The organism is Clostridium massiliamazoniense (genome assembly GCF_001403635.1).
GTDB lineage: Bacteria > Bacillota > Clostridia > Clostridiales > Clostridiaceae > Sarcina > Sarcina massiliamazoniense.
In genome coordinates this window covers 829,763-856,037 of sequence record NZ_LN879468.1, presented here as the reverse complement: position 1 = coordinate 856,037, position 26,275 = coordinate 829,763, and the positions used below count along the sequence as shown (strand labels likewise).

Below are 26,275 nucleotides of genomic sequence, written 5' to 3'. Positions count from 1 at the left end.
GCGACCCATAGTCGCTTTTTTTATTTAGGAGGGATATTTTGAATATATACAATGAAGTAAGTACCATAAAAGGAGTAGGACCTAAATTACAAGAAAAGTTAAATAAATGTGGTATTTTTACTATTTTAGATTTATTATTATATTTTCCTAGAGATTATGATTTTCTTCATGCAGAGTTAGATTTACAGTCAGATTTTGAAAAAGAGAAAGCTATATTAAATTGTAAGGTAGTTGCTATTGAAGGAACTATAAGAACTAGAACTAATAAAAAATTAACTACTATAACATTTCATCACAAAAATATAGTAGTAAAAGGTGTATGGTTTAATCAGCCTTATATAATTAAAAATTTTAAAGTTGGAGATAGATATAATTTAATAGGAAACTTTAAAAAGAAGGGCCTTAAAATGGAGGTAATAAATCCTATAGTAGCTTGTGAGGATGCAACTAAAGGCGAAATAATTCCTATATATTCTTTAAAAGGTGATTTAAATAATAAAGTTCTAGTGAAGTATATAAATAATATTCTTGGAACTATAAATATAGAGGAAAATTTACCTGCTGAAGTAATAAAGAAATATAATTTATGCTCCTTAGATATGGCTATAAGAAATATACATTTTCCGAAGGATAGAGAAAGCTTAAGATTAGCAATAGATAGATTGAAATTTCAAGAACTTTTTACATACTCAGTAAAGATACTAGCAATGAAAAAAAGAATAAAAGAGGGCAGTAAAGGCATTGAATTTAAAATGTTTACGGAAGAATTGGCTGCTCTTAAAGAAAGCCTTCCATTTCAATTAACAGGAGCACAATCTAGTGCTATAAAAGAAGTATTGAAGGATCAAAAGAGAAATGTTCCTATGAATAGATTGGTTCAAGGGGATGTTGGAAGTGGAAAAACTCTAGTTGCTATTATTGCACTTTTTAATGTATATAAAAATGGATATCAAGTAGCTTTTATGGCGCCTACAGAAATTCTTGCTGCACAACATTATAAAGAAGCCATAAAGGTGCTTAGTGATTTTAATGTGCATATAGAATTACTAACTGGTTCTACAAGTCAAAAAGAAAAAAATAGAATAAAAGAAATAATAAAAAGTGGAAAAGAAGTATTTGTCATAGGAACTCATGCCATAATTCAAGAAGATGTAGAATTTACAAACTTAGGGTTTATAGTAACAGATGAGCAACATAGATTTGGTGTTGAACAAAGAAGTAGACTTATGAATAAAAATAAAATGGCAGATGTTTTAGTAATGACTGCAACCCCTATTCCTAGAACACTTTCCTTATATCTTTATAGTGATTTAGATATAAGTGTTATAGATGAACTTCCACCAGGAAGAAAGCCTATAGATACAAAACTTGTAGAAATGAAAAAGAGAGAAAAGGCTTATAGCTTTGCTGTGGAAGAAATTAAAAAAGGAAGGCAGGTATACATAGTATCTCCTTTAATTGAAGAAAATGAAAAATTAGAATTAAATTCAGTTGAAAAATTATACGATGAATTAAGTTGTGGAATTTTAGCTGGTATACCAATGGAAATACTTCATGGAAAAATGAAGCCAAAAGAAAAAGATGAAGTGATTAATAGATTTAAAAATGATGAGACAAAAGTTATAATATCAACAACTGTAATAGAGGTTGGAGTTAATGTACCAAATGCCTCTGTAATGATTATAGAAAATGCAGAAAGATTTGGTCTTGCTCAATTGCATCAGTTGAGAGGAAGAGTTGGTAGAGGGCAATACAAATCTTATTGTTTATTAATAGCCAATGCAAAAAATGATGTAACCAAAAGAAGAATGGAAATAATGACTGAAAGTAATGATGGTTTTTATATTTCAGAGCAAGACTTAAAGCTTAGAGGTGCTGGTGAAGTCTTTGGTATGAGACAGCATGGTTCAGAAGGATTTATATTATCAGATATAGTTGAAGATGTAAAGATTTTAAGGTGTGCCAATGAAGAGGCAAAAGTAATATTAGGAAAAAGTGATTCTCAAAGTATTAAGTTAAGAGAAGAAATTTGGAAAAACCTAGAGAGAACAAGTAATTATATATGTTTTAATTAACATAATAATTGTTTGACTATAACTGTTATGGTAAAATATATTTTAAGAAAACTAAGGAGGCAATAGGATGAGAATAATTTCAGGAAGAGCAAAGGGAAGAAAGATACTTTCACCAGCTACTATGGAAACAAGACCAACTTTAGATAGAGTAAAAGAAGCTATGTTTAGCATGATACAAGGATATATTCCAGATGCTGTTGTAATAGATGTCTTTGCTGGTACAGGTAGTTTAGGATTAGAAGCAGCTAGTAGGGGAGCTAAGGAGTGTTATTTAGTAGATAAAAGTCCTGTTACATACCCTATATTAAAGGAAAACGTAGATAATTTAAATTTCAATGATGTATGTACAACTTTAAATATGGATGCATATATGGCTTTAAAGTCGATGGTAACAAAGGGAAAGGTTTTTGATTTAATATTTATAGATCCACCTTATCTTAAAAATTTAATACCAGAGGCAATGCAAATAATTGATGATAATAATCTTCTTCATAAAGAAGGTATAATAATGACTAAAATAGATACAAGTGAAGAAATATTTGAAGGAACAGAACATATTAAATTAATTAGAAGTAGAAAATATGGAAATACTACAGTTTGTTTATATAAAATAGAGGAGGAGTAATCCTATGAGTATAGCTGTTTACCCTGGAAGTTTTGATCCTATTACTAATGGACACTTAGACATAATAAAAAGAGCTAGCAAGATATTTTCTAAGGTTATAGTAGCTATTTTAATAAATAGAGATAAAAAAGGTTTTTTTTCTATAGAAGAAAGAAAAGAGCTTATTGAAGAGGCTATTAAAGGATTAGATAATGTAGAAGTTGTTAGTTTCAATGGTTTATTAGTTGATTTTATGAAGGAAAAAGAAGCTAGAATTATAATAAAAGGGCTTAGGAACAGCACAGATTTTGAATATGAACACCAAATGGCATTAATGAATAAGAAGTTAAATGAAAATGTGGAGACATTACATATGTCAACTAATCCAGAATATTCATATATAAGTTCTTCAGCAATAAGACAGATAGTTAGTTTTGGTGGAGAAATAAAAGAATTTGTGCCTGCCAATGTTGAAATGGCAATAAAAAATAAAGTGAAAATTAATTTAAATTAACCTATATAGGATAAGTCTTAGTTTAGAGAATTTTTTCGGTCTAACTGAATTTGGTGAATTAATATTAAGGTTAGAATAGAAGATGGTACGGTAAAAACTAACTGTTAAGAAAATAAATTTATAAAGTATAGCGGAGGAATAGTATGGTTGATGAAGGAATGAAATCTTTAGAACTTATTGATTATTTATATGAAATTGTTAATGGCGCATCAAAAATGCCCATGACAGGAAAAATAATGCTAGATAGAAAAGAAGTAATAGAAATTTTAGATGAAATAAAACAGTTATATCCAGATGATTTTAAAAAAGCTCAGTGGGTTGTTTCAAAAAGAGAAGAAATTTTAAGTTCTGCCAATGAGCATCTTTCAGCAGCTAAATCTCAGACTATGGAACTTTTAGAGAAGCAAGTTCAAAATCATGATATAGTGCAAGAAGCTAGACTTGTAGCAGAAGAAATAAAATCTGAAGCTCAGAGTGAAGCAAGACAAGTAAGGATATACGCAAGAGAATATGCAGATCAAGTTTTAACAGAACTTGAAAAAGAAATAGAAGCAAGTACTGCTAATCTTTTAGAACATATGAAAAGAGATGTGGAAAAGTTTGCAGGAGAGCTTACTGATCATATGAGTTCAACATCATCTATTATAAGAGAAAATGTTAAAGAACTTAGAAGACCTTTAAATAAAAATTAAGAGTAAAATAAAAGAGGATGTATCGAATTACAGATACATCCTCTTTGCCTTTTATCTAGCTATCTCGGCAGATGAAAAAATACATTTATCTGACAGCTAGAGGTTGTAATACTCCTATCTTCTATAAGTAGGAGATAAACAGTCTCACGCTTCTAGATAAGTTTGACTAAGCATTCAGGTGGAATTAAAATCTCCACCTGAATTAAGTCTACGTTTATAAAAGTAATATAAATTAAGGGGCTGATTTGCAGTCCCTTTTTTATTTTAACTTATTTTTTTATTACAGGACTAATCAAATAATCGCTATTTAATTTCATACTAGGCTTTAGTAAAGAATATAAGTCAGTAGCTTTTAAATCTAATTTTAATAAAGGATCTTCTATTTTAGATGGAATTTTTGTGATTATTGTGATGTCAGAATTCTTTTTTATTTCTTTTAGTATTTTAGAACCTTTAGGTGATAAACCTAATACACGAATATAATTAGGTGTAGATTTCTTTAATAAGTCAAAATCTCTAGTGACACCTAGAAAAATATTACATATAATACGAGAGATTCTTGTATAGGTGTAGCGTTTACTTTTACAATTTTCAATTAATTCTTTTAGGTTATTTGAATTTACAATTTCTTTTAATATTTTATTATCAAGACCTTCAGTAGCTTCAGAAATATTTTTTAAACTTTGGGGATCTGAAATGATTTTGTATTTCACAAAATTATAAATTTCATTAACCTCGCTAAATTCTTTTTGGAAATTAAGAATATTATAAGAGAAATCTGGTAAAAATTTTTCTGTAGATAGAAAATCTTTTTTATATAAAAGTTCTCTTATAGCTGTTGCTGATTGAAATTTAGTAGTGTTTAAATTTATATCATTATAGTTAGAATGTTCTCTTTTAATTGTAACTGCATTTATATTACTTTTTAATTTTATTAATGATTTACAATACTCTATTCCTAATATGTTGTTAGAGCTATTTAAGAAGTCTAATAACTTACTATCATCAATAGATAAGTTATTGTATTTAGATAAAAAAGTATTTAAAGCTTTAGCTCTAGCTCTAGGAAATGGAAGACCAGTAGAAAGTTCTTCTTTTAAAAGGAGTTTAAATTCTTCTGGCTCATCAGAAAGGATTTGAGAAATAATTTTTATAAGTGATATATCTCCTTCCTCGGAACCAAAGCATAAGTTGCTTACTATATTAAGAGAATTTAAAGTTGAAACTGCACCAAAAGCAAAGTGTTCAGCAGATGAGATTGCATAAAGAGTTGGTAATTCTAAGACTAAATCAACACCTGCTTCTAGGGCCATTTTAGCTCTATCCCATTTATTAATTATAGCAGGAAGACCTCTTTGAACGAAATTACCGCTCATTACACAAATTATACCGTCACAATTTGTAATTTCTTTAGATTTTTCTATATGTAAAATGTGGCCGAAATGTAGGGGGTTGTATTCGGTAATTATCCCTGTTATATTCATATTATCACCTTTTTTATTTATATTTTTTATATTACAGTACTATATTTACCTAATTAAGTCAAAGTATTTAAAATAACTTTATTAATTTTCAGACAATTTTTAATTTACTTATTTATTAATATTTTGTTGAAAAATATGATAGTATAGGAGTATAGTAGTATATGGGAGATATATGAATGTTTAACAATAGTTTTAAAGATGAAAGGAGAACAAGAACATGGAACTTATGAAAGAAATTTGGAAGGCAGCACGTTCAAATAAGAAAAGAATAGTATTACCTGAGGGAGATGAGGATAGAAACTTAATTGCTTCTCAGAAAATACACGAAGAAGGGCTAGCTGAGGTAATATTAATAGGAAATGAAAGCAAAATAAGAGATAAAGCTTTAACATTAGATGTTAATTTAAATGGAATAGAAGTAGTTGATCCAGATACATCAGAAAATTTAGAAGAATATATAACAGCTTTCTATGAATTAAGAAAAAATAAAGGGATGACAATGGAGAAAGCTGATAAAATAGTGAGAGATCCATTATACTTTGCAACAATGATGGTAAAACAAGATCATGCAGATGGAATGGTATCAGGAGCAGTTCATACAACTGGAGATCTTTTAAGACCAGGTCTTCAAATAATCAAAACAGCACCTGGAGTATCAGTTGTATCAAGCTTTTTTATAATGATGGTACCTAACTCAATATATGGAGAGGGTGGAATGTTATTATTCTCAGACTGTGCAGTAAACCCAAATCCAACAGCAGAACAATTAGCATCAATAGCAATAGCAACTGCAGATACAGCTAAAAATCTTTGTAGAATGGATCCTAAAGTTGCAATGTTATCTTTCTCAACAATGGGAAGTGCAGATCATGAATTAGTAGAAAAAGTTAGAAAAGCTACTGAAATAGCTAAAGAATTAAGACCAGATTTAGATATCGATGGAGAATTACAATTAGACGCTGCTATAGTAGAAAAAGTAGCACATCAAAAGGCTCCAAATAGTAATGTTGCAGGTAAAGCTAATGTATTAATATTCCCAGATTTACAAGCAGGAAATATTGGATATAAATTAGTTCAAAGATTTGCAAATGCAGAAGCTATAGGACCAGTTTGTCAAGGTTTTGCTAAGCCAATAAATGACTTATCAAGAGGTTGTAGTTCAGATGATATAGTAAATGTTGTTGCTTTAACAGCAGTTCAAGCACAAGCACAATAAAAAAGAAAATAGTAAATTTAGGAGGTTGTAAGGGTGAATATTTTAGTAATAAACTGTGGAAGTTCTTCCTTAAAATATCAATTAATAAACATGAACAATGAAGATGTATTAGCTTCAGGATTAGTAGAAAGAATAGGCATAGAGGGTTCAGTTTTAACTCAAAAAGTTGAAGGTAGAGATAAATATATAGTAGAAACACCAATGGAAAATCACAATGTAGCAATAAAGTTAGTGTTAGATGCCTTAATAGATGAAAAAAATGGTGTTATAAAATCAATGGACGAAATAAAAGCTGTAGGACATAGAATAGTTCACGGTGGAGAAAAATACACTAAATCAGCAATAGTTACAGAAGAAGTAATAAATGATATTAGAGAAGCTTCAAAATTAGCTCCATTACACAATCCAGCTCATATAATGGGAATAGAGGCTTGCCAAAAGTTAATGCCATCTGTACCTATGGTAGTTGTATTTGATACAGCATTCCATCAAACAATGCCTGAGAAAGCATTTATGTATGGTTTACCTTATGAATTATATGAAAAGCATCATATAAGAAAATATGGATTCCACGGAACTTCACATAAATATGTATCTGCTAAAGTTGCAGAAGTTATGGGAAAAGATATAAAAGATCTTAAAATAGTAACTTGTCATTTAGGAAATGGATCAAGTGTATCAGCAGTTAAAGATGGAAAATGTTATGATACAAGTATGGGATTCACTCCACTTGAAGGGTTAGTAATGGGAACTAGATGTGGAAACATAGATCCAACAGTTGTAACATTCTTAATAAATGAATTAAACTACACAGCTTCAGAAGTAGATACATTAATGAATAAACAATCAGGTGTATACGGAATTTCAGGTGTAAGCAGTGACTTTAGAGATATTGAAGCAGCAGCAAAAGAAGGAAACAAGAGAGCTCAATTAGCTTTAGATATGTTCCGTTATAGAGTAAGTCAATATATAGGTTCATATGCAGCTAGCATGGGTGGAATAGATGTTGTAGTATTCACTGCTGGTGTTGGTGAAAATTCAGCTTCAGAAAGAGAAACAATCTGTGAAAACTTAGGATTCATGGGAATTGAACTTGACAAAGAAAAGAATAAAGTAAGAGGAGAAATTGCTGAAATAAGCACAGCAAATTCAAAGGTTAAAGTATTCATTATTCCTACAAATGAGGAGTTAATGATTGCTAAAGATACACTAGCATTAATAAAATAATTTTAAAATAGCTTGACTTTTAAATATCAACTTTATATAATAGTATCTGTGTTATTTGCAATTAAATTATAGTTTGGAGTGTGAATAAGTAGAGTGTTCTACTGTAATGTTATGGAATTTAAATTTTCAGAAATGACTTCAAAAAAAGAAAAAAGTAAAGCACTAGAATTTACTTTGGAAAAAGAAAAAGTAGAGGTTTCAGGTGAAACAATAAAGTTCATTGAACCTATTGAGTTTATAGGAAACTTAAGTTTTATTGAAGATGTAGTAACTATATCTGGAAATATTAAAACTACTTTAGAATTGCAATGTTCTAGATGTTTACAAAATTTCTCTTATAAAGTTGATATTGACTTTGATGAGAAGTTTTCAAATAATTATAAAGAAGATGAAGATATTACTTTAGTAGAAGGAGATATCATTGATATTTCTGAAGTAATAGTAAATAATGTAATTTCAACCTTACCTATAAAAAGACTTTGTACAGATGCTTGTAAAGGCTTATGTCAGAGTTGCGGTGCTGATTTAAATAAAGGCACATGTAATTGTGAAAATGAAAATATCGATTTAAGATTTGATAAGCTAAGAGATCTGTTTACTAATAAGGAGGTGTAACAATGGGAAATCCAGCAAGAAAAACATATAGAGCAAAAAGAGATTCAAGAAGAGCTCAAACTTTCAAGGCTAGCTTACCAGGTATCGTAGAATGCCCACAATGCCACGAAATGAAATTAGCTCACAGAGTTTGCAAAAACTGTGGACATTACAAAGGTAAAGAAATAGTTTCAACTGATGCACAATAATAAAGAAAGTCTTATGACTTTCTTTTCTTTATATTAAAGAAAAAAAGGGGTGTTTCAAAGTGAGGATAGCTGTAGATGCTATGGGGTCAGATAATGCTCCATATGCAGAAATAGAAGGCTGTATAGAAGCATTAAAGAGTTTTGATGATATCAATTTAGTTGTAACTGGACCTAAAGATATTCTTGAAAAGGAATTTTCAAAATATAGTTATGATAAAAGTAAAGTAGAATTTATAGATGCGACAGAGCGAATAAGCACTAATGAGCACCCAGTAATGGCTGTGAGAAAGAAAAAAGATTCTAGTTTAGTAAAAGCATTAAACTTAGTTAAAGAAGGAGACTGTGATGCAGTCTTATCAGCTGGAAGCACTGGAGCATTTTTAGCTGGTTCTACATTTATAGTAGGAAGAATAAAAGGTGTAGAAAGACCAGCATTAGCACCACTTATGCCAGGAAAAAATGGTCCTTTCATGGTAATAGATGCTGGGGCTAATGTAGATAGTAAACCATCTTATTTAGTTCAATTTGCTAAAATGGGGAAGGTATATTTTAATTCAGTAATGGAAAAAGAAAATCCAAAGATTGGTTTAGTTAATATTGGTGTGGAAGAAGAGAAAGGTAATGAACTTACTAAGCAAACATATCAATTATTAAAAGAAGAAAGCAATCTTAATTTTATTGGAAATATAGAACCAAGAGATGTTACTCTTGGAGAAGTTGATGTAATAGTTTGTGACGGTTTTGTAGGTAATACTATCTTAAAAATGTATGAAGGAGCTGCAAAAACTATTTTATCAATGATAAAAGAAGAAATAATGAGTTCTGCATTATCAAAATTTGGAGCTGTATTTTTATCCAAAAGCTTTTCAAATTTAAAAAAGAAAATGGACTATAAGGAATATGGCGGAGCACCTTTTTTAGGTGTAAATGGTATTTGTATTAAAGCTCATGGCAGTTCTGATGGTAAAGCCTTTAAAAATGCTATAGGTCAAGCAAGAAAGTTCCATAATAATAAATTAATAGATAAAATTAAGGTGGAAATTGAAAATTTATAATAATTTTACAATAAAAATTAAAATATTCTATTAATGTAATATTGACGAATTTACAGATATATAATAATATCTATATAGGTCGATATTAGGAGGTGATTTCGTAATGTTTGATAAGATAAAAGAAATTATAGCTGATAAATTATCAGTAGATGAAGATAGCATAACTATGGATTCAACTTTTGTTGAGGATTTAGGAGCTGATTCATTAGATGTTGTTGAGTTAATAATGTCTTTAGAAGAAGAATTAGAAATGGAAATACCTGATGAAGATGCTGCTGAATTTATAACAGTTGCGGATGTTGTTAAATACATTAAGGAACATAGAGAAGAGTAGAAAAAGTCCCGCATTAGCGGGATTTTGTTATATTGAGTGACAGAAATAAGTAGGTTTATTCTTGAGTTTGTTATAAGTGAAATGATGCATAAATCATCACTTAATGATAAAATTTAATTGAAGAATTTTATTAGAAAAACAACCTGAAGAATAAACCTTTAAGGAGTGAGGGTTAGAAGTGAAGGAAATAAATGTGAAGGAACTAGAGAAAAAGATAGGTATAGACTTTAAAGACAAAGGACTTTTGATAACGGCATTAACGCACAGTTCTTTTGCCAATCAGTTTAAGGATATTAAGTATAATGAAAGACTGGAGTTTTTAGGAGATTCTGTACTGCAATTAACAATAACAGAAAATTTATTTAATAGTTATAAAAATAAGTCAGAAGGTGAATTAACAAAAATAAGAGCTTTAATAGTTTGTGAAAATTCTCTTTTTGAAGTTGCAAGCAAAATGCAATTAGGAAAAATAATAAGAATGAGTAAAGGTGAAGAGTTAACAGGAGGTAGAAATAGAATATCTATACAAGCCGACTGTTTAGAAGCTGTAATAGCAGCTATTTATTTAGATAGAGGTATTGAAGTTGCTAAGGAATTTATCTTAACTAGATTTGAAGAAATAATAAGAAAAGCAATTAATCAAGAAATTATTTTAGATTTTAAAACAAGACTTCAAGAAGTTCTTCAAAAAAATGGAGAAGTTAATATTGCATATGAGCTTATAAAATATGAGGGACCACCACATAGAAGAATATTCTTCACCCAAGTTAGAATAAATGGAGAAGTAATGGGATGTGGAGAAGGATACTCTAAAAAAGAGGCTGAACAAAATGCAGCTAAGGAAGCTTTAGGAAAGGTTGAAAAAACAAAATGACAAAAAAACATTATATAATTCCTATATTTGTTCCACATGAAGGATGTCCACATGATTGTGCCTTTTGTAATCAAGGGAGAATTACAGGAGAGGAAACAAAGTTAATTGTAGGACCAAAATATAAACTTGAAAATAATGTTGATAGAAATTTCGTTTTAAATACTGTAGAGGAGTATTTAGAAACTATAGATAGAAAAAATTCAACAGTTGAATTATCTTTCTTTGGAGGAACATTTACAGCTATTAATATAAATAAACAAAGAGAACTTTTAGCTGTAGCAAAAGAGTATAAGACTAAGGGTACAATAGATTATATAAGATTGTCAACTAGACCAGATTATATAAACAAAGAAATATTAGATCATCTTAAGTCTTATGATGTGGATATAATAGAATTAGGAGTACAATCTTTAGATGCTGAAGTATTAGAAAAATCAAGAAGAGGGCATAGTGAATAAGATGTCTCAAAAGCATCTAAACTTATAAATGATTATGGGTTTGTTTTAGGGCATCAAATAATGTTAGGGCTTCCTGGAGATAATAGGGAAAAGGATATACTAACAGCTAAAAAATCAATTGCTATGAATCCTAAGTTATGTAGAATATATCCAGCATTAACTATAAAGGATACTCCTATGGAATATATGTATAACAAAGGGACATATATCCCATATGATTTAGAAGAGTGTGTTAAAATAGCTGAAGAAGTATATGTTTTATATAAAGAAGCAAACATAAATGTTATAAGAATAGGACTTCAGCCAACTGATAATATTGCAGAAGGGGAAGATGTAGTAGCAGGACCATTCCATCCAGCTTTTAGAGAGCTTGTGGAAAGTAGTTTACTAAATAAAAATATTTATAAAATAATAAATGAAAATTCTTTAAGTGGTCCTATTACTATAAGCATTCACAATAACGTGGTTTCAAAACTTTATGCAGATAAAAAGAAGTATTTTAATAAACTAAAAGATAAGCTTAAAGATACTAATTTAAGTGTTGAAGTTAGAAAAGATAAAGATTCAATAAGAGAAATTTATTTGATAAATAATGATAAGAGATTCTCTGTTGAATTATAAGGAATAAAGGGACTTATCTATTTGATAAAGTCCCTTATTTTTATAAATTTAAACACTTTAAAATAGATTTTACCATTGAAATTATGTTAAGATATATTTTGTAATTAGTAATTAAATAAGTAAAAAAATGTTGGAATAATATTTATAGTTAAAATAATTTATGTTTTTTAGAAAGGAGGAACTGCCGTAAAAGAAAAATTTTATTCAGAAGGATAAAAATCTTTTATGGACAGCATTAAATATATGTTTTTAAAATCTCTTGAAATAAGAGGATTTAAATCCTTTGCTGATAAAACAGAGCTTAAGTTTAATAAAGGTATAACAGCGGTTGTTGGACCTAATGGAAGCGGGAAGAGTAATGTTTCAGATGCTGTAAGATGGGTTTTAGGTGAACAAAGTGCAAAGACACTTAGAGGATCTAAAATGGAAGATGTAATATTTACTGGTACTGAATATAGAAAGCCTATAGGGCTTGCTCAGGTTTCCTTGACTTTAGATAACTCAGAAGGTGAATTACCTATAGAGTTTATGGATGTAAAAGTTACAAGAAGAATATTTAGGTCAGGTGAAAGTGAGTATTTAATAAATAATTCGCAATGTAGATTAAAAGATGTAGTAAATCTATTTATGGATACAGGAATCGGTAAAGAGGGTTATTCATTAATAGGACAAGGTAAGATAGAAGCTATATTAAATGGAAAAGCAGAGGATAGAAGAGCTCTTCTAGAAGAAGCTGCTGGTATAGTTAAATTTAAATCTAGAAAAATAGATGCTGAAAAGAAACTTAAGAATACAGCAGAAAATTTAACAAGAATAAATGATATAATTTATACCTATGAAGAAAGATTGAATCCTTTAGAAGAGGAAAAAGAGAAAGCAGAAAAATATTTAGAATTAATTAATGAACTTAGAGTAAAAGATATAAGTCTGATTATAAATAATATAAATAGTTTAAAAGCAGAAATAGAAAATAGAAATAAAGAAATGGAAGCTTTGAACTATGATAATAATACTGCTAAAAATAAATTAAAAGAAGCTAGAGAAAAAGTAAAATCTTTAAAAGAAGATCTAGAGAATCTAGAAAATAAGAATTTAGAAAAGCAAGAATTATACATAAGTAAAAGAGATGCTATATCTAACTCTAAGGCTGAAATAAATCTTTTAGAAGAAAGAATTAAAAACTATGAAGTAAGGTTAGAAGAAAATAAAGTAAATATAAAAAATAGTAAAGAAAAGATAAAATCTTTAATTGAAGAAAAGAATAAGTTAGAGGTTGAGTTTGCCAAGAAAAATTTAGAGTATACAGATTTTAAAGAAAAAATCGTAGATGGTAGAGAAAATATAGCATACTTAACTTCATTAAATGATAAAAAAGAGTTAGAGCTAAAAAAGATAAATGAAGAAAATCTAGCTGCTATAAGATTATTAAATGATTTAAATAATCAAAAGGGAATATCAGAGACCAACCTCTTAAACTTAGAAGATAAACTAAAAGATATTAAATCTAAGGTATCTAGTTTAGAAGGGTCATTAAAAGTAAATGTTTTGACTAAGGCGAATTTAGCGCAAAAAATAGATGGTCTTAAGATAGAAAAAGAAGAAATAAATAATAAGCAAGTAAATAATAGTGAAGAATTAAAGAAGTTATATAACGATTTAAAAAATAAAGATAGTGAGGTTGCTAAAATTTCAGCTTCATTAAATAGATTAGAAGCTAATAAAGAAATGCTTAAGAGATTAGAAAATCAATATGAGGGGTATAATGTATCTGTAAAAAAAATAATGTCCCACATTAAAAGTGGATCTCTTAAGTTAAACAATAGTAAGCCAGCTGTTCTTGGTGAAGTAATAAGAACTAAAGAAGGATATGAAACAGCAATAGAAGTAACCTTAGGTAGTACTATTTCAAACATAATAACAGAAGATGAAAAAATAGCTAAGTCTATTATTGAATATTTAAAGGAAAAGAAACTTGGAAGAGCCACTTTATTACCTTTATCAATTATTAAGGGTAATAAGTTGAAAATAAGTGATAATCTTAAAACTATTGATGGATATTTAGGGATAGCTTCAGAGCTTGTAGAATTTAATAGCAAATATGAAAATATTGTAAATTATGTTTTAGGTAGAACTATTATATGTAGGGATATAGACAGTGGATTAGCCTTTGCTAAAGAAACATCATATAAATATAAAATAGTTACTTTATCTGGAGAGGTACTTAATGCTGGTGGAGCAATGACTGGTGGAAGTATTTATCAAAAGAATATGGGCATAATATCTAGAAAAAATCAAATCTTAACTTTAGAAGAGGACATAAATTTAAATAAGGTAAACTTAGAGGAGCTTCAAAAGCAAAGAATTGATATAAATAAAGATATTGAGAAATTAAAAGTTTTAGAAGAAAACTTAAGAAAAAATATTTATGATAAAGATATAGAAATATTAAATATAGAAAATGAAATTAAAAGAATAGAAGTTGAAATAGTAAATATAAAAACTTCATCTAAATCTCTAGAAAATGAACTTAAAACTTCAAATAATAGAGTTATAGAAATAAGAGAAGAAATAAATAAAATAGATAAGAGAATTCATGACACTAATGAAAAAGAATTAGGTAATAAAATTGCTATTGAAGACTTAGATAAAGAACTTAAAGAGCTTAAGGAAAATTTACTTAAGCTTAAGGAAGAGGAAACTGTTCTTAGAGTTAAAAATGCTCAATTAGAGGAGTTTGTTTTAAATAGAAGTAAAGAGCTCAAAAGAAGAGAAATAGAAATTACAGAAATCAAAACCAATATGGAAAGATTAGAAAGTTCTATTGAGGAAGCTAATAATTCTATTAAAGATAGTAAAAGTAAAATAACAGAAAATAATAATTTTATAAATAGAGAAGAAAGCAATATAATAGATTTAGAAAGTAAGAGCAAAGAATATGATTTAGAAAAATCAAAAATAAAGAAAAATATTGAAATTTCAGAAGGTCATATAGAAGGTCTTACTTTAGAATTAGCTAAAAAAGAAGAAGAGTTTCATAAAAATGAAATAGTTTATACTAGACAAGAAAGTGAAATGAAAAACTTATCAGTAAAATTATTAGAAGACTATGATACAACTTATGAAGAGGAATTAAAGAATTATGTTCCTATAGAAAGTATAGAAAAACATAGGAATAATATAAATTATTTAAAGAGCAAAATAAATGCTTTAGGAACTGTTAATGTAAATGCTATTGAGGAATTTAGAGATTTATCCGAAAAATACAGGTTCATTACAGGCGAAAAAGAAGATTTAGAAAAATCAAGAGAAGAGTTATTAGAAATAATAGAAGAAATGACATCTAAAATGAGAGTTATGTTTAGACAGAACTTTAATATATTAAATAAAAACTTTGATGAAACTTTCAAAGAATTATTTAAAGGAGGATCAGCTAAACTAATTTTAGATGAAACAGATGAACTTAATGGAGATATAGAAATACGAGTTCAACCACCAGGGAAGAAAATTCAAAACATTAACTTAATGTCTGGTGGAGAGAAAGTGCTATCAGCTATAGCTTTACTATTTGGGATATTAAAAATGAAACCAACACCATTCTGTATACTTGATGAAATTGAAGCTGCATTAGATGATGCAAATGTAAATAGATATGCTGATTTCTTAAAGGCTTTTTCAGAGAATATACAATTTATAGTTATAACTCATAGAAAAGGTACTATGGAGGCAGCAGATATAATGTATGGTGTTACTATGGAGGAAAAAGGAATATCAAAAATAGTTTCTGTAGATTTAAATAAAAATTAATTAAAAAGGAGAATATTTTATGCTTGGAGGATTATTTGATAAATTAAAAACTGGTTTAACTAAAACAAGGGATAGTTTAACTGATAAAATAAATGAAACATTAAAGTTAGCTATAACAATAGATGATGATTTATATGAAGAACTTGAAGAAATTCTTATAATGTCTGATATTGGAATGGATACTACAGTAGAGATAATAGAAAGATTAAAAAAGAAAATAAGACAAGAAAAAATTAATGACCCACAAGAGGTAAAACCAGCTATGAAAGCTGTTATAGAAGAAATGCTTCTTGAAGGAGATGATAGAGAAGTTGATGAAAGCAAGAAAAAAGTAATGCTTGTAATTGGAGTAAATGGAGTTGGAAAAACAACATCTATAGGAAAATTAGCAGCTAAGAATAAAGCAGAAGGTAAAAAAGTTTTATTAGCAGCAGCTGATACTTTTAGAGCAGCAGCTATAGACCAACTTGTTGTATGGAGTGAGAGAGCCGGAGTTGATATAGTTAAACATGGAGAAGGTTCAGACCCCGCAGCTGTAGTTTTTGATGCTGTGCAAGCAGCTAAGGCAAGAGATGTTGATCTTTTAATCTGTGATACAGCAGGAAGACTTCATAATAAGAAAAATCTAATGGATGAATTAGCTAAAATTAATAGAATAATAGATAGAGAGCTAGGGGATAGAGAAAAAGAAACTTTACTTGTTTTAGATGGAACAACAGGTCAAAATGCTGTTATTCAAGCTAAACAATTCATGGAGTCTTGTCCTATAGATGGTATAATATTAACTAAATTAGATGGAACAGCTAAAGGTGGAGTTGTTATATCTATCAAAAACACTTTAAATATACCAGTTAGATATATTGGTGTAGGTGAAGGTGTTGATGATTTACAAGAATTTAATGCAAAGGATTTTGCTGAAGCTTTATTATAAACTGAGACTTAATTCATATAGAGTCTTGACTCTGTATAGATTTTAGTGGAAGTTATCTAGTAGGCTGTGTCTATTTATCTATAATTTATAAAAGATTAGAGTGTTATAGACACTAGTCATTAGATAAAATAAATAGTAAAATTAAAAATAATAATTTTAATTATTTAATTTAATAGTTTGTGTTAAAAGTAATAAAAGTTATTTTTTAAAAGTTAGAGTATTATTTATTTTTTATATAAAAAAGAGTAAGATAAATTTTAAAAAATATAAAATAATTTTTAAAGAAAATTCTAGAAAAACTTCGAAAGTAGCTCTGTTACTTGGATAAGGGACTAAAGTGCTGTTAAGTAAAAATACTTGACAGTACAAAATAGTTCTGTTATTATAGCATATGTAAGTAAGGTGGTTATATGGAAGATAGATTTGAAATATCAATATTATTAGATTATTACGGTTCCTTACTAACTGAGAAACAGCTTAACATAATGAATCTTTATTACAACGAAGATTTGTCTTTAGGAGAGATTGCTGAAATAAATAAAACTAGTAGGCAAGCAACGCACGATTTAATAAAGAGATGTTCAAAGCAACTATCAGCTTATGAGGATAAACTCAAACTATTGAAAAAGCATAATAAAAAACTTATGCTAAAAGAAGAGATGTTAAAGAAAATATCTCTAAATAAAGCACTTAGTTCAGAAGAATTAAAGCTTATAGAAAAAAATATAGATGAGATTATAAACGCATAGGAGGTTGAACATGGCTTTTGATAATTTATCGTCAAAATTACAAGACGCATTTAAGAGATTAAAAGGTAAAGGCAAATTAACTGAAAAAGATATAAAAGAAGCCATGAGAGAAGTAAAGCTTGCTTTATTAGAAGCTGATGTTAACTTCAAAGTTGTAAAAGAATTTGTTGCTAATGTTAGTAGTAAATGTGTAGGAGAAGAAGTTTTAGAAAGTTTAACTCCAGCACAACAAGTAATAAAGATAGTAAATGAAGAACTTACTAATCTTATGGGAGAGTCAGAAAGTAAACTTACTTATTCATCAAGTGGAACAACAGTATTTATGTTAGTTGGTCTTCAAGGTGCAGGTAAGACAACTATGGCTGGTAAATTAGCCTTACATCTTAGAAAGCAAAACAAAAAGCCGTTATTAGTGGCTTGTGATATATATAGACCAGCTGCTATAAAACAATTACAAGTAGTTGGTAAGCAAATTGATATTCCAGTATTCTCTATGGGAGATAAGGTTAAAGCAATAGATATTGCTAAGGCTGGAATAGAAGAAGCAAAAAGAAATGGTAATAACGTAGTTATTATAGATACAGCAGGTAGACTTCACATAGATGAAGAATTAATGCAAGAACTTAAGGATGTTAAAGAAATTGCAAATCCATCAGAAGTTCTATTGGTTGTTGACTCAATGACAGGTCAAGATGCTGTAAATGTAGCACAAACATTCAATGAAAACCTAGATATAAGTGGTGTTATCTTAACTAAGCTTGATGGTGATACAAGAGGTGGAGCTGCATTATCAATAAGAAAAGTAACTGAAAAACCTATAAAATTTGTAGGTATGGGTGAGAAAATGAATGATATTGAAGTTTTCCATCCAGACAGAATGGCTTCAAGAATACTTGGTATGGGAGATGTATTATCTCTTATAGAAAAGGCTCAGGAAGCTATAGATGAAAAAGATGCTCAAGAATTAGCTAAGAAAATGACTAATCAAGAATTTAATTTCGATGATTATTTAAAAGCTATGGAGCAAATGAAAAAACTAGGACCTATAACAAAGCTTCTTGAAATGATGCCAGGAGTTAATTCAAAAGATTTAGAAGGATTAGATTTATCAAGTGGTGAAAAAGAAATGGAAAAAGTTAAAGCCATTATTTATTCAATGACTGATAAAGAAAGAAAAAATCCAAATCTTTTATCAAATTCTGGTTCAAGAAAGAAAAGAATTGCAAAGGGTGCTGGTGTAACAGTTCAAGATGTTAATAAACTCATCAAAGGTCATGGGATGATGAAAAAGCAAATGAAGCAATTAAAGTCATTACAGAAAAGTCCGAAAAAAGGTCTTTTCGGCAGAATGCCGTTTATGAGTTAATATATAATTATTATTTTTAAAAGGAGGTGAATTGTAAGATGGCAGTTAAAATAAGATTAAGAAGAATGGGTGCTCACAAAGCTCCTTTCTACAGAATAGTTGTTGCTGATTCAAGAAGTCCAAGAGACGGAAGATTTATAGAAGAAATCGGATTCTACAACCCAGTAGCTCAACCAGAAGCTGAAGTAAAAATAAACAATGAAAAAGCTGTAAAATGGTTAAACAATGGTGCTCAACCAACTGATGTTGTTAAGAGATTATTCAAAAACGCTGGAATAAGCAAATAGTTTTCTAGGAGGTGTTGGCTGCTAGAATTAGCAGTTTGATTTATGAAAGAATTAGTAGAATTAATTGCTAAATCTTTAGTTGATAACCCAGATGAAGTTTCAGTTAATGAAGTTTCTAGGGGGGAGTCAATTGTACTAGAGCTTACAGTATCAAAAGATGATATGGGAAAAGTAATAGGAAAACAAGGGAGAATTGCTAAGGCTATTAGAACAGTAGTTAAAGCAGCCGCAGTAAAAGAAAACAAAAGAGTTGTAGTTGAAATAGTTTAAAGAGTTAGGGAAACCTAACTCTTTTTATACATAAATTGAAACTTAATAAAGTTTACTTATTGAAAAAGAGGTGGAAATTAAGTGAAGGATTTTTTAAGAATTGGTCAAATTATAAATACTCATGGTGTAATGGGTGATGTTAAAGTAATGCCATTAACTGATGATATTAAAAGATTCAGCAAACTAAAAAAAGTTTTTTTAAATGGTAAAGAAGTAAATGTTGAAAATGTTAAATATGTAAAAGATAAGGTTGTTTTAAAACTTGAAGGTATAAACTCAATGAATGAAGCAGAAAAGTTAAAATTTAAAAGACCTTATTTAGAAGTAAGAAGAGAAGATGCTGTAAAGTTACCAAAGGATACTTATTTTATAGCTGATTTATTAGGTTGTACAGTTAAAGATACTAATGATTTTGAATATGGAAAAATATCAGAAGTTATAAAAACAGGAAGTAATGATGTTTATTGGGTAAAAGGGAATAAAGAAATATTAGTACCAGTTTTAAAAGAAATAGTATTGGATATAAATATTGAAGATGCTCTAATAACTATAAAGCCATCAGGAGAATGGATGGATGAGGATTAATATATTAACCTTATTTCCAGAAATGTTTAACATATTTAATCATAGTATTATTGGGAGAGCACAGGAAAAAGGAATCATAGATATAAAAACTACTAATATAAGAGATTTTAGTAATAATAAACATAAAAAAGTAGATGATTACCCTTATGGTGGAGGTGCTGGAATGGTTATGGCAGCGCAGCCTGTTGTTGATGCTATAAGAAGTGTTAAGACTAGTAATAAGGGAAAAGTTATATTCTTAGGACCTAGAGGGAAAAAGGTAAATCAAGACTTAATAAATGAACTATCAAAGGAAGAGGAACTTATATTTGTTTGTGGTCACTATGAAGGAATTGATGAAAGAGCATACAAATATTTTGATATGGAAATATCTTTAGGAGATTTTGTATTAACAGGAGGAGAGATGGCAGCTATTCCTGTAATTGATTCTATATGTAGAGTAGTTCCAGAGGTATTAGGAAGAGAAGAAAGTTTTACTGATGAATCTTTTTATGATGGAACTTTAGAATATCCTCAATATACAAGACCAGTAGAATTTGAAGGTGAAAAAGTACCAGAAATTTTATTATCTGGACATCATGAAAATATAAGAAAATGGAGAAGACAACAATCTCTTCTAATAACGAAAGAAAGAAGAAAAGATTTATTTAATAAGCTAAAATTGTCAAAAGAAGATAAAAAATTATTAGAAAAATAAGAAAAAATATATTGATTAAGAAACTAAGCTATGATAAAATAAGCTTTGTGCTAGTACGGGCGTTCCTCTGGCATAGAGAATTTGTTAAAGAACGTCAATTAATTTCAAGGAGGGAATGCACAATGAATAACATAATTAAAGCAATCGAACAAGAACAATTAAGATCAGACTTAACTCAATTTAACGTAGGGGATACTATAAAAGTATACGCTAAAATTAAAGAGGGTGAAAAAGAAAGAACTCAAATGTTCGAAGGAACAGTTATAAAAATACAAAATGGTGGAATAAGAGAAACTTTCACAGTAAGAAGAGTAGCTTACGGTGTTGGTGTTGAAAGAACTTTCCCAATGCACGCTCCAATCATAGAAAAGATTGAAGTAACAAGAAGAGGTAAAGTAAGAAGAGCTAGATTATTCTACTTAAGAGACAGAGTAGGTAAAGCTGCTAAAGTTAAAGAATTAAAAGTTAGATAATTTAATTTATTATAGAAAACAGGGGCTTTCATAGTCCCGTTTTTTATTATATAAAAAAATATAATTAAGTGAAAATAATAGCTATCATTTCTAATGCTACCATATTTAATAGGTAGGCTAAGAAATGATAAGTTAAGAGATAAATAAAATCTTATATGGCTTATAGGTACTTTTAGCTTATAAGTTATTAAGATTTATAGAGATTTCAAGAAAGGTAGTGATTATATGGCAATAAACTGGTTTCCAGGTCATATGGCTAAGACTAGAAGATTAATACAAGAAAATTTAAAGCTTGTTGATGCTGTAATAGAAATAAGAGATGCTAGAATCCCTTATTCATCAAAAAATCCAGAAATAGATAGAATTGTTGCAGATAAACCAAGAATAATATTATTAAATAAAAGTGATTTATCAGATAGCAAAGTAAATAAAGAATGGTCAAAGGCTTTAAATAACGAAACAACTCAAGTAATTGAGATAAATGCACTTAAAGGTGAAGGTCTTAAAGCTATAAAACCCGCATTATTAAAGTTATTAAAAGAAAAGCATGATAGATTAAAAGCTAAAGGATTAGTTAACATAACAACAAGAGTAATGGTTGTTGGAATACCTAATGTTGGTAAATCTACATTTATAAATAAAATGGCTAGAAATAATATAGCTATAACAGGAGATAGACCTGGAGTAACAAAAAATAAGCAATGGATAAAGACTTCTATAGGAATAGAGCTTATGGATACACCAGGGGTTTTATGGCCTAAATTTGAAGAAGAAGTTGGGTTTAACTTAGCTTTTACAGGAGCTATTAAGGATGAAATAATGGATATAGAAGAACTTGCTCTTAAATTAGTTGAAAGACTTCAAGAAATAGCACCAGAACTATTAAAAGCTAGATATAAGTTAGATGAATTAAGTGATAATCCTCTTGAAAATTTAGATAATATAGCTAAAAAAAGAGGTTGTATAATGTCTAAAAATAATATTGATTACAATAGAATTGCAGTAATGCTTTTAGACGAATTTAGAGGCGGAAAAATAGGAAATATAAGCTTAGAAAGACCTTAAATTGGGGGATTAAAGATGTTATTTGATGATTTAAAAGAAAATTTAGCAAAGTATAATTTTAAAGAGGTCAATGAAAAGGTCAAAGGTATAATAATTACTAAAGAAAATTATGAAAATTTAAATGAAGTAGTAGATATACTAAGAACAGATAAAAGAAAAAATGTCTTAGCTTTAGCAGAAAGACTAGAAAAGAAAATAGATGGATTTAAAAAAGAGCTAAATAGAGTAAGAACCATGTATGAATTTGATAGAGCTTTTGTTAAAAATCAAATTTTAGCTGGAGTTGATGAGGTTGGAAGAGGACCTTTAGCAGGCCCTATTGTAGCTTGTGCGGTAATTTTGAATTTAAATGACTTAGATGACATTATATTAGAAATAAATGATTCTAAATTATTATCTGAAAGTAAAAGAGAATACTTAGCAGAAAAAATTAAGGAAAAAGCTATTAGTTATTCTATAGCTTATTGTACTAATGAAGAAATTGACCAAAAGGGCATAGCTTATTGTAATAATAATATTTTTATTAAAAGCTGTGATGGTTTAAGTATTAAGCCAGATTTAGTGTTATCAGATGGGTATTTAATAAAAAATTATGATGTAGCTAATGAATATGTTGTAAAAGGCGATAGGAAGAGTGCGTCTATAGCATGTGCTTCAATTGTTGCAAAGGTATATAGAGATAACTTAATGAAAGAATACGCTAAAAAGTATCCATTCTATGATTTTGAAAAAAATATGGGATATGGTACTAAAGCGCATATAAAAGGCTTAGAAGAAAATGGACCTTGTGAAATACATAGAAAAAGTTTTCTTAAAAATTTAATATAAATCTTAATAAAGGTTATATGTAACTTATTGTTGATTTTATCAAAATAGGTTATATACAACCTTTTATTTTTAGTAATTAGGTCTAAAGGCATCTACTTTATGATTTATTTCATAGGTTGAATTAACTTTAGAGAAATTAATTTCTATACTATCAAATCTTACTAGAAATCCTGATATTTTTTTAATAGTTAGATAGTATGTTGCAATTTTAATAATTTTATATCTTTTCTGTAGGCTTATAGCTTCTTCGGCACCACCAAATAAAGAGGAATATCTACTTTTAACTTCTATAAAAACAATTATATTATCTATTGTTGCTATAATATCAATTTCACCTAACTTACATTTAAAGTTTTTATGTATAATTTTATAGCCGGAATTTATTAAAAACTTTACTGCTATATCCTCACCGTAGTTACCTATTAACTTATTATATTTTTTCATTTACATCACCAACTTATATTTTATTATGGGCAATGATTAAATATTTAATCATTAATGTGTTTAAAAAGTACTCTTTAATGACAATAATCTAAAAATAAGAATTAGTTCATCTAAGTTAAATCTTAGTTTATAGATATTTTTTAGGTTAAGTTTTTTATATATTAAAAATCTAATTAAAGAGGAGAGGGTCAGTTTGGCAGTAAGTTTAATTAGCGCGACTTATGAAGGCATAGATGGTGTATTAATAAATATAGAAGTGGACATAGCAGCTGGGTTGCCAGCTTTTAATATTGTTGGTTTAGCAGATACATCAATAAAAGAAGCAAAGGATAGGGTAAGAGCAGCCATAGAAAATTCGGGGTATAAATTTCCTTTAGGAAGAATTACAGTTAATTTAGCTCCAGCAAATATAAGAAAAAAAGGTTCTGCTTTTGATTTAGCCATAGCAATAGGTATATTATTGGAAAGTAATCAAATAGAAAATATTCACAAGGATAAAATTCTATATTTAGGTGAATTATCTCTAAATGGTGATATAAGAGCAATAAATGGAGGATTATCTGGAATAATTAAGGCGAAAGATGAAGGAATAAAAAAGGTTATATTACCAGTTGAAAACTTAGAAGAGTGTAATATAATATCCGAAATGAAAATATATCCTTTAAATAATTTAAAAGAAGTTATAGAATTTTTAATCTATGATAATTTAGTGGCTGAAAGAGTAAAAAAGTATAAACCTAAGATTGTTAAGAGCAAAGATTTTAGTAGTATAAAAGGACAGCTAGGAGCAAAAAAAGCCTTAATCACAGCAGCGGCAGGAGGACATAATATAGTTTTACAGGGACCTCCGGGGTCTGGAAAGACTATATTGGCAAAGTCTATGATAGAATTATTGCCTAAAATGAATTTTGAGGAAGCTCTAGAATCAACCAAGATATATAGTGTAAAAGGAATTTTAAAGAAAGGAATTATAAAGGAAAGACCTTTTAGAAGTCCTCATCATAGCACTACAGAGGTAGGATTAATTGGAGGAGGAAGAGATTTAAAATTAGGAGAAATAACTCTTGCTAATAATGGGATATTGTTTTTAGATGAATTATTAGAATTTGATAAAAAAATAATAGAAGCTTTAAGAGAGCCACTAGAAAGAAGAGAAATAAATATATCTAGAAATGTGGGAGCTGTTACTTATCCAGCGAATTTTATTTTTGTTGGAGCTTATAATCCTTGTCCTTGTGGAAATTATATGAGTAGAAATAAGGAAAGATTATGCACTTGTAGTGAGGGTTCTATAAAAAGATATGAAAATAAATTATCTAAGGCTATGAAAGATAGAATAGATATATTTTCCTTTGTAGCTTATGCTTCCTTTGAGGAACTTTTATGTGATTCAAAGGAGGAAATAAATATAGAAGAGGCTAGAGAAAAAGTCTTTAGAGCTATTGAAATTCAAGAGAAAAGATTTAAAAATTCTAATATAAAGAGAAATTCAGAAATTGGATTTACTGATATTAATAAGTATATAGTGCTAGACAATGATTGTAACGATTTACTAAATAAAATATATAATAATTTTGGAATAAGTAGTAGAGTGTTACATAAAATAATGAAAGTTGCAAGGACTTTAAGTGACTTAGATGGAAGGGAAAAAATTTCAAAAGAAGATATATATGAGGCTTTAGGATATAGAAAAAATATAAGGGGTGAAATAATATAATGAATATAGATAAATATAAGTTGTGGTTTATAGCTATTCCAGCAAGTGGCGAAACTAAAATATATATAGAAAGTAAAACAAAAAACTATAAATATATCTATGAAAATAAAGAAGAATTATTTAAAAATGACAAAAAATTTAAAAAAGTACTTGAATTTTATATAGATAATGATAAAATCAAGAAAATAGAGGAAGGTTTATTGAAAAAAGAATTTGGTATAATAACTTATAATGAAGAAACTTATCCAAAGGAATTAAAATTTATAGAAGATAAACCTTATGCATTATTTTATAAAGGGAAAATTGATAAAATAAATAAACTAGATTTTATAGGGATTGTAGGATCTAGAAAGCCAACTAATTATGGGCTTTCAGTTACTAAGGATATTGTTTCTAAGTTAGAAGGGCAAGAAGTAGGTATTGTAAGTGGTGGAGCTCTAGGTATAGACACCATAGCTCATAGGACTGCTGTTAATAAAAATTTATTTAATGTAGCAGTACTAGGATGTGGAATAGATATTATTTATCCTAAAGGAAATAGAGAATTATTTAGGAGTATAATTGAAAATGGAGTGATAATATCAGAATACTTACCAGGTGAACAGCCAATGCCATATAATTTTCCTTATAGAAATAGACTAATAAGTGGCATAGCAAAGGGGGTTATAATAACAGAAGCAGCTAAAAAAAGTGGTGCTGTCATAACAACATCTTATGCTGTGGAACAAGGAAAAAAAGTTATAGCAGTTCCAGGAAGTATATATTCGCCATTAAGCGAAGGGTGTAATAGGTTAATAATAGATGGTGCTAATATTTATGAAAATGTAGAAGATATATTTTTTCAATTTAATATTAATTATGTAAGAAATAAGAGTAGAAAAGAAAAATGTAATTGTTTAAAAGTAAAAATATTAAAGCTATTAGAGGAAAATCCGAGACATATAGAGGAAATTAAAAAAGAAACTAATATTGACATTTCTATGATTAATGAGTTATTATTTGAAATGCAATTCAATAACGAAATTATTGGATTAACAGGAAATTATTTTGCCAAAAATATTATGAATACTTAAAGGGGGTGCAAACTCCGGAATTCGGGGGT

26 protein-coding genes and 1 pseudogene are annotated in these 26,275 nt (G+C 28.5%); 25 read left to right on the top strand and 2 right to left on the bottom strand.

What is annotated here, in order from left to right; translation table 11 throughout:
- The first annotated feature begins 38 nt into the window (after nt 1-38).
- The 4 genes from recG to ARA19_RS10915 all read left to right on the top strand — a co-directional run bounded on the left by recG (nt 39) and on the right by ARA19_RS10915 (nt 3,885).
- Entirely contained in the window at nt 39-2,075 is a 2,037-nt protein-coding gene (gene recG / locus ARA19_RS10930) for an ATP-dependent DNA helicase RecG (protein ID WP_055071002.1), read from the top strand.
- A gap of 67 nt (nt 2,076-2,142) precedes the next feature.
- Nucleotides 2,143-2,700 carry a 16S rRNA (guanine(966)-N(2))-methyltransferase RsmD gene (gene rsmD, locus ARA19_RS10925; RefSeq protein ID WP_055071001.1) on the top strand — a complete coding sequence of 186 codons (558 nt, stop codon included), beginning with the start codon at nt 2,143-2,145 and terminating at the stop codon, nt 2,698-2,700.
- A 4-nt stretch (nt 2,701-2,704) separates the two neighbouring features.
- On the top strand, nt 2,705-3,193 hold the full coding sequence (gene coaD / locus ARA19_RS10920) for a pantetheine-phosphate adenylyltransferase (RefSeq protein WP_055071000.1): 489 nt from the start codon (nt 2,705-2,707) through the stop codon (nt 3,191-3,193).
- A gap of 143 nt (nt 3,194-3,336) precedes the next feature.
- Nucleotides 3,337-3,885: a hypothetical protein gene (locus ARA19_RS10915; protein ID WP_055070999.1), complete on the top strand. Its 549-nt coding sequence runs from the start codon at nt 3,337-3,339 to the stop codon at nt 3,883-3,885.
- A gap of 269 nt (nt 3,886-4,154) precedes the next feature.
- Here the strand turns inward: ARA19_RS10915 and ARA19_RS10910 are convergent, their stop codons facing one another.
- Nucleotides 4,155-5,369 (bottom strand): nucleotidyltransferase, encoded by a 1,215-nt coding sequence (locus ARA19_RS10910; RefSeq protein ID WP_055070998.1) that lies wholly within the window; start codon nt 5,367-5,369, stop codon nt 4,155-4,157.
- A 217-nt stretch (nt 5,370-5,586) separates the two neighbouring features.
- Here ARA19_RS10910 and pta point away from each other — a divergent pair, with 217 nt between their 5' ends.
- From pta to ARA19_RS10815, 19 genes and pseudogenes are all read left to right on the top strand, one after another.
- Complete coding sequence (gene pta, locus ARA19_RS10905; protein WP_055070997.1) at nt 5,587-6,585, top strand: phosphate acetyltransferase; 999 nt, start codon at nt 5,587-5,589, stop codon at nt 6,583-6,585.
- 33 nt (nt 6,586-6,618) lie between these two features.
- Entirely contained in the window at nt 6,619-7,812 is a 1,194-nt protein-coding gene (locus tag ARA19_RS10900; RefSeq protein WP_055070996.1) for an acetate/propionate family kinase, read from the top strand.
- Nucleotides 7,813-7,923: 111 nt separating this feature from the next.
- Entirely contained in the window at nt 7,924-8,427 is a 504-nt protein-coding gene (locus ARA19_RS10895) for a YceD family protein (RefSeq protein ID WP_055070995.1), read from the top strand.
- Between the two features lie 2 nt (nt 8,428-8,429).
- Complete coding sequence (gene rpmF, locus ARA19_RS10890) at nt 8,430-8,615, top strand: 50S ribosomal protein L32 (protein ID WP_055070994.1); 186 nt, start codon at nt 8,430-8,432, stop codon at nt 8,613-8,615.
- 59 nt (nt 8,616-8,674) lie between these two features.
- Entirely contained in the window at nt 8,675-9,670 is a 996-nt protein-coding gene (gene plsX, locus ARA19_RS10885) for a phosphate acyltransferase PlsX (protein WP_055070993.1), read from the top strand.
- Between the two features lie 103 nt (nt 9,671-9,773).
- Nucleotides 9,774-10,004, top strand: a complete 231-nt coding sequence (gene acpP, locus ARA19_RS10880; RefSeq protein WP_055070992.1) for an acyl carrier protein — start codon at nt 9,774-9,776, stop codon at nt 10,002-10,004.
- Nucleotides 10,005-10,191: 187 nt separating this feature from the next.
- A complete protein-coding gene (gene rnc / locus ARA19_RS10875) occupies nt 10,192-10,878 on the top strand; it encodes a ribonuclease III (RefSeq protein ID WP_423230616.1) in 687 nt (228 codons plus the stop codon).
- Nucleotides 10,875-11,957, top strand: a pseudogene (locus ARA19_RS10870) (elongator complex protein 3). The gene rnc and the pseudogene ARA19_RS10870 overlap by 4 nt, the downstream one beginning before the upstream one ends.
- Nucleotides 11,958-12,200: 243 nt before the next feature.
- On the top strand, nt 12,201-15,761 hold the full coding sequence (gene smc, locus ARA19_RS10865; RefSeq protein WP_055072108.1) for a chromosome segregation protein SMC: 3,561 nt from the start codon (nt 12,201-12,203) through the stop codon (nt 15,759-15,761).
- 19 nt (nt 15,762-15,780) lie between these two features.
- Entirely contained in the window at nt 15,781-16,692 is a 912-nt protein-coding gene (gene ftsY / locus ARA19_RS10860) for a signal recognition particle-docking protein FtsY (protein ID WP_055070990.1), read from the top strand.
- Between the two features lie 410 nt (nt 16,693-17,102).
- The gene (locus ARA19_RS10855) at nt 17,103-17,441 is read left to right on the top strand and encodes a putative DNA-binding protein (protein WP_055070989.1); all 339 of its coding nucleotides are present in this window, start codon (nt 17,103-17,105) and stop codon (nt 17,439-17,441) included.
- A gap of 10 nt (nt 17,442-17,451) precedes the next feature.
- Nucleotides 17,452-18,807 (top strand): signal recognition particle protein, encoded by a 1,356-nt coding sequence (ffh, locus tag ARA19_RS10850; protein ID WP_055070988.1) that lies wholly within the window; start codon nt 17,452-17,454, stop codon nt 18,805-18,807.
- A gap of 38 nt (nt 18,808-18,845) precedes the next feature.
- The gene (gene rpsP, locus ARA19_RS10845; protein ID WP_055070987.1) at nt 18,846-19,094 is read left to right on the top strand and encodes a 30S ribosomal protein S16; all 249 of its coding nucleotides are present in this window, start codon (nt 18,846-18,848) and stop codon (nt 19,092-19,094) included.
- Between the two features lie 42 nt (nt 19,095-19,136).
- Nucleotides 19,137-19,364: a KH domain-containing protein gene (locus ARA19_RS10840; RefSeq protein ID WP_055070986.1), complete on the top strand. Its 228-nt coding sequence runs from the start codon at nt 19,137-19,139 to the stop codon at nt 19,362-19,364.
- A gap of 81 nt (nt 19,365-19,445) precedes the next feature.
- Entirely contained in the window at nt 19,446-19,949 is a 504-nt protein-coding gene (rimM, locus tag ARA19_RS10835) for a ribosome maturation factor RimM (protein ID WP_055070985.1), read from the top strand.
- On the top strand, nt 19,939-20,646 hold the full coding sequence (gene trmD, locus ARA19_RS10830) for a tRNA (guanosine(37)-N1)-methyltransferase TrmD (protein ID WP_055070984.1): 708 nt from the start codon (nt 19,939-19,941) through the stop codon (nt 20,644-20,646). Before rimM ends, trmD begins: the two co-directional genes overlap by 11 nt.
- 122 nt (nt 20,647-20,768) lie before the next feature.
- A complete protein-coding gene (gene rplS / locus ARA19_RS10825; protein ID WP_055070983.1) occupies nt 20,769-21,119 on the top strand; it encodes a 50S ribosomal protein L19 in 351 nt (116 codons plus the stop codon).
- A 225-nt stretch (nt 21,120-21,344) separates the two neighbouring features.
- Nucleotides 21,345-22,184 carry a ribosome biogenesis GTPase YlqF gene (gene ylqF / locus ARA19_RS10820; RefSeq protein WP_055070982.1) on the top strand — a complete coding sequence of 280 codons (840 nt, stop codon included), beginning with the start codon at nt 21,345-21,347 and terminating at the stop codon, nt 22,182-22,184.
- 15 nt (nt 22,185-22,199) lie between these two features.
- Nucleotides 22,200-23,012: a ribonuclease HII gene (locus ARA19_RS10815; protein ID WP_055070981.1), complete on the top strand. Its 813-nt coding sequence runs from the start codon at nt 22,200-22,202 to the stop codon at nt 23,010-23,012.
- A 69-nt stretch (nt 23,013-23,081) separates the two neighbouring features.
- On the opposite strand, the gene ARA19_RS10810 is transcribed toward ARA19_RS10815, so the two are convergent.
- Nucleotides 23,082-23,456 carry a YraN family protein gene (locus ARA19_RS10810; RefSeq protein ID WP_055070980.1) on the bottom strand — a complete coding sequence of 125 codons (375 nt, stop codon included), beginning with the start codon at nt 23,454-23,456 and terminating at the stop codon, nt 23,082-23,084.
- A gap of 193 nt (nt 23,457-23,649) precedes the next feature.
- Between ARA19_RS10810 and ARA19_RS10805 the strand changes: the two genes are divergently transcribed.
- Together ARA19_RS10805 and dprA are read left to right on the top strand one after the other, a co-directional pair.
- A complete protein-coding gene (locus ARA19_RS10805; RefSeq protein ID WP_055070979.1) occupies nt 23,650-25,173 on the top strand; it encodes a YifB family Mg chelatase-like AAA ATPase in 1,524 nt (507 codons plus the stop codon).
- A complete protein-coding gene (dprA, locus tag ARA19_RS10800) occupies nt 25,173-26,246 on the top strand; it encodes a DNA-processing protein DprA (protein WP_055070978.1) in 1,074 nt (357 codons plus the stop codon). The genes ARA19_RS10805 and dprA overlap by 1 nt, the downstream gene beginning before the upstream one ends.
- Nucleotides 26,247-26,275 lie beyond the last annotated feature (29 nt).

What these genes read in the sequence shown, in the direction of transcription:
- rsmD (WP_055071001.1), top strand. Translation starts at nt 2,143, where the DNA reads ATGAGAATAATTTCAGGAAGAGCAAAGGGAAGAAAGATACTTTCACCA.
- coaD (WP_055071000.1), top strand. Translation starts at nt 2,705, where the DNA reads ATGAGTATAGCTGTTTACCCTGGAAGTTTTGATCCTATTACTAATGGA.
- ARA19_RS10915 (WP_055070999.1), top strand. Translation starts at nt 3,337, where the DNA reads ATGGTTGATGAAGGAATGAAATCTTTAGAACTTATTGATTATTTATAT.
- ARA19_RS10910 (WP_055070998.1), bottom strand. Translation starts at nt 5,369, where the DNA reads ATGAATATAACAGGGATAATTACCGAATACAACCCCCTACATTTCGGC.
- pta (WP_055070997.1), top strand. Translation starts at nt 5,587, where the DNA reads ATGGAACTTATGAAAGAAATTTGGAAGGCAGCACGTTCAAATAAGAAA.
- ARA19_RS10895 (WP_055070995.1), top strand. Translation starts at nt 7,924, where the DNA reads ATGGAATTTAAATTTTCAGAAATGACTTCAAAAAAAGAAAAAAGTAAA.
- rpmF (WP_055070994.1), top strand. Translation starts at nt 8,430, where the DNA reads ATGGGAAATCCAGCAAGAAAAACATATAGAGCAAAAAGAGATTCAAGA.
- acpP (WP_055070992.1), top strand. Translation starts at nt 9,774, where the DNA reads ATGTTTGATAAGATAAAAGAAATTATAGCTGATAAATTATCAGTAGAT.
- smc (WP_055072108.1), top strand. Translation starts at nt 12,201, where the DNA reads ATGTTTTTAAAATCTCTTGAAATAAGAGGATTTAAATCCTTTGCTGAT.
- ftsY (WP_055070990.1), top strand. Translation starts at nt 15,781, where the DNA reads ATGCTTGGAGGATTATTTGATAAATTAAAAACTGGTTTAACTAAAACA.
- ARA19_RS10855 (WP_055070989.1), top strand. Translation starts at nt 17,103, where the DNA reads ATGGAAGATAGATTTGAAATATCAATATTATTAGATTATTACGGTTCC.
- ffh (WP_055070988.1), top strand. Translation starts at nt 17,452, where the DNA reads ATGGCTTTTGATAATTTATCGTCAAAATTACAAGACGCATTTAAGAGA.
- rpsP (WP_055070987.1), top strand. Translation starts at nt 18,846, where the DNA reads ATGGCAGTTAAAATAAGATTAAGAAGAATGGGTGCTCACAAAGCTCCT.
- ARA19_RS10840 (WP_055070986.1), top strand. Translation starts at nt 19,137, where the DNA reads ATGAAAGAATTAGTAGAATTAATTGCTAAATCTTTAGTTGATAACCCA.
- trmD (WP_055070984.1), top strand. Translation starts at nt 19,939, where the DNA reads ATGAGGATTAATATATTAACCTTATTTCCAGAAATGTTTAACATATTT.
- rplS (WP_055070983.1), top strand. Translation starts at nt 20,769, where the DNA reads ATGAATAACATAATTAAAGCAATCGAACAAGAACAATTAAGATCAGAC.
- ylqF (WP_055070982.1), top strand. Translation starts at nt 21,345, where the DNA reads ATGGCAATAAACTGGTTTCCAGGTCATATGGCTAAGACTAGAAGATTA.
- ARA19_RS10815 (WP_055070981.1), top strand. Translation starts at nt 22,200, where the DNA reads ATGTTATTTGATGATTTAAAAGAAAATTTAGCAAAGTATAATTTTAAA.
- ARA19_RS10810 (WP_055070980.1), bottom strand. Translation starts at nt 23,456, where the DNA reads ATGAAAAAATATAATAAGTTAATAGGTAACTACGGTGAGGATATAGCA.
- dprA (WP_055070978.1), top strand. Translation starts at nt 25,173, where the DNA reads ATGAATATAGATAAATATAAGTTGTGGTTTATAGCTATTCCAGCAAGT.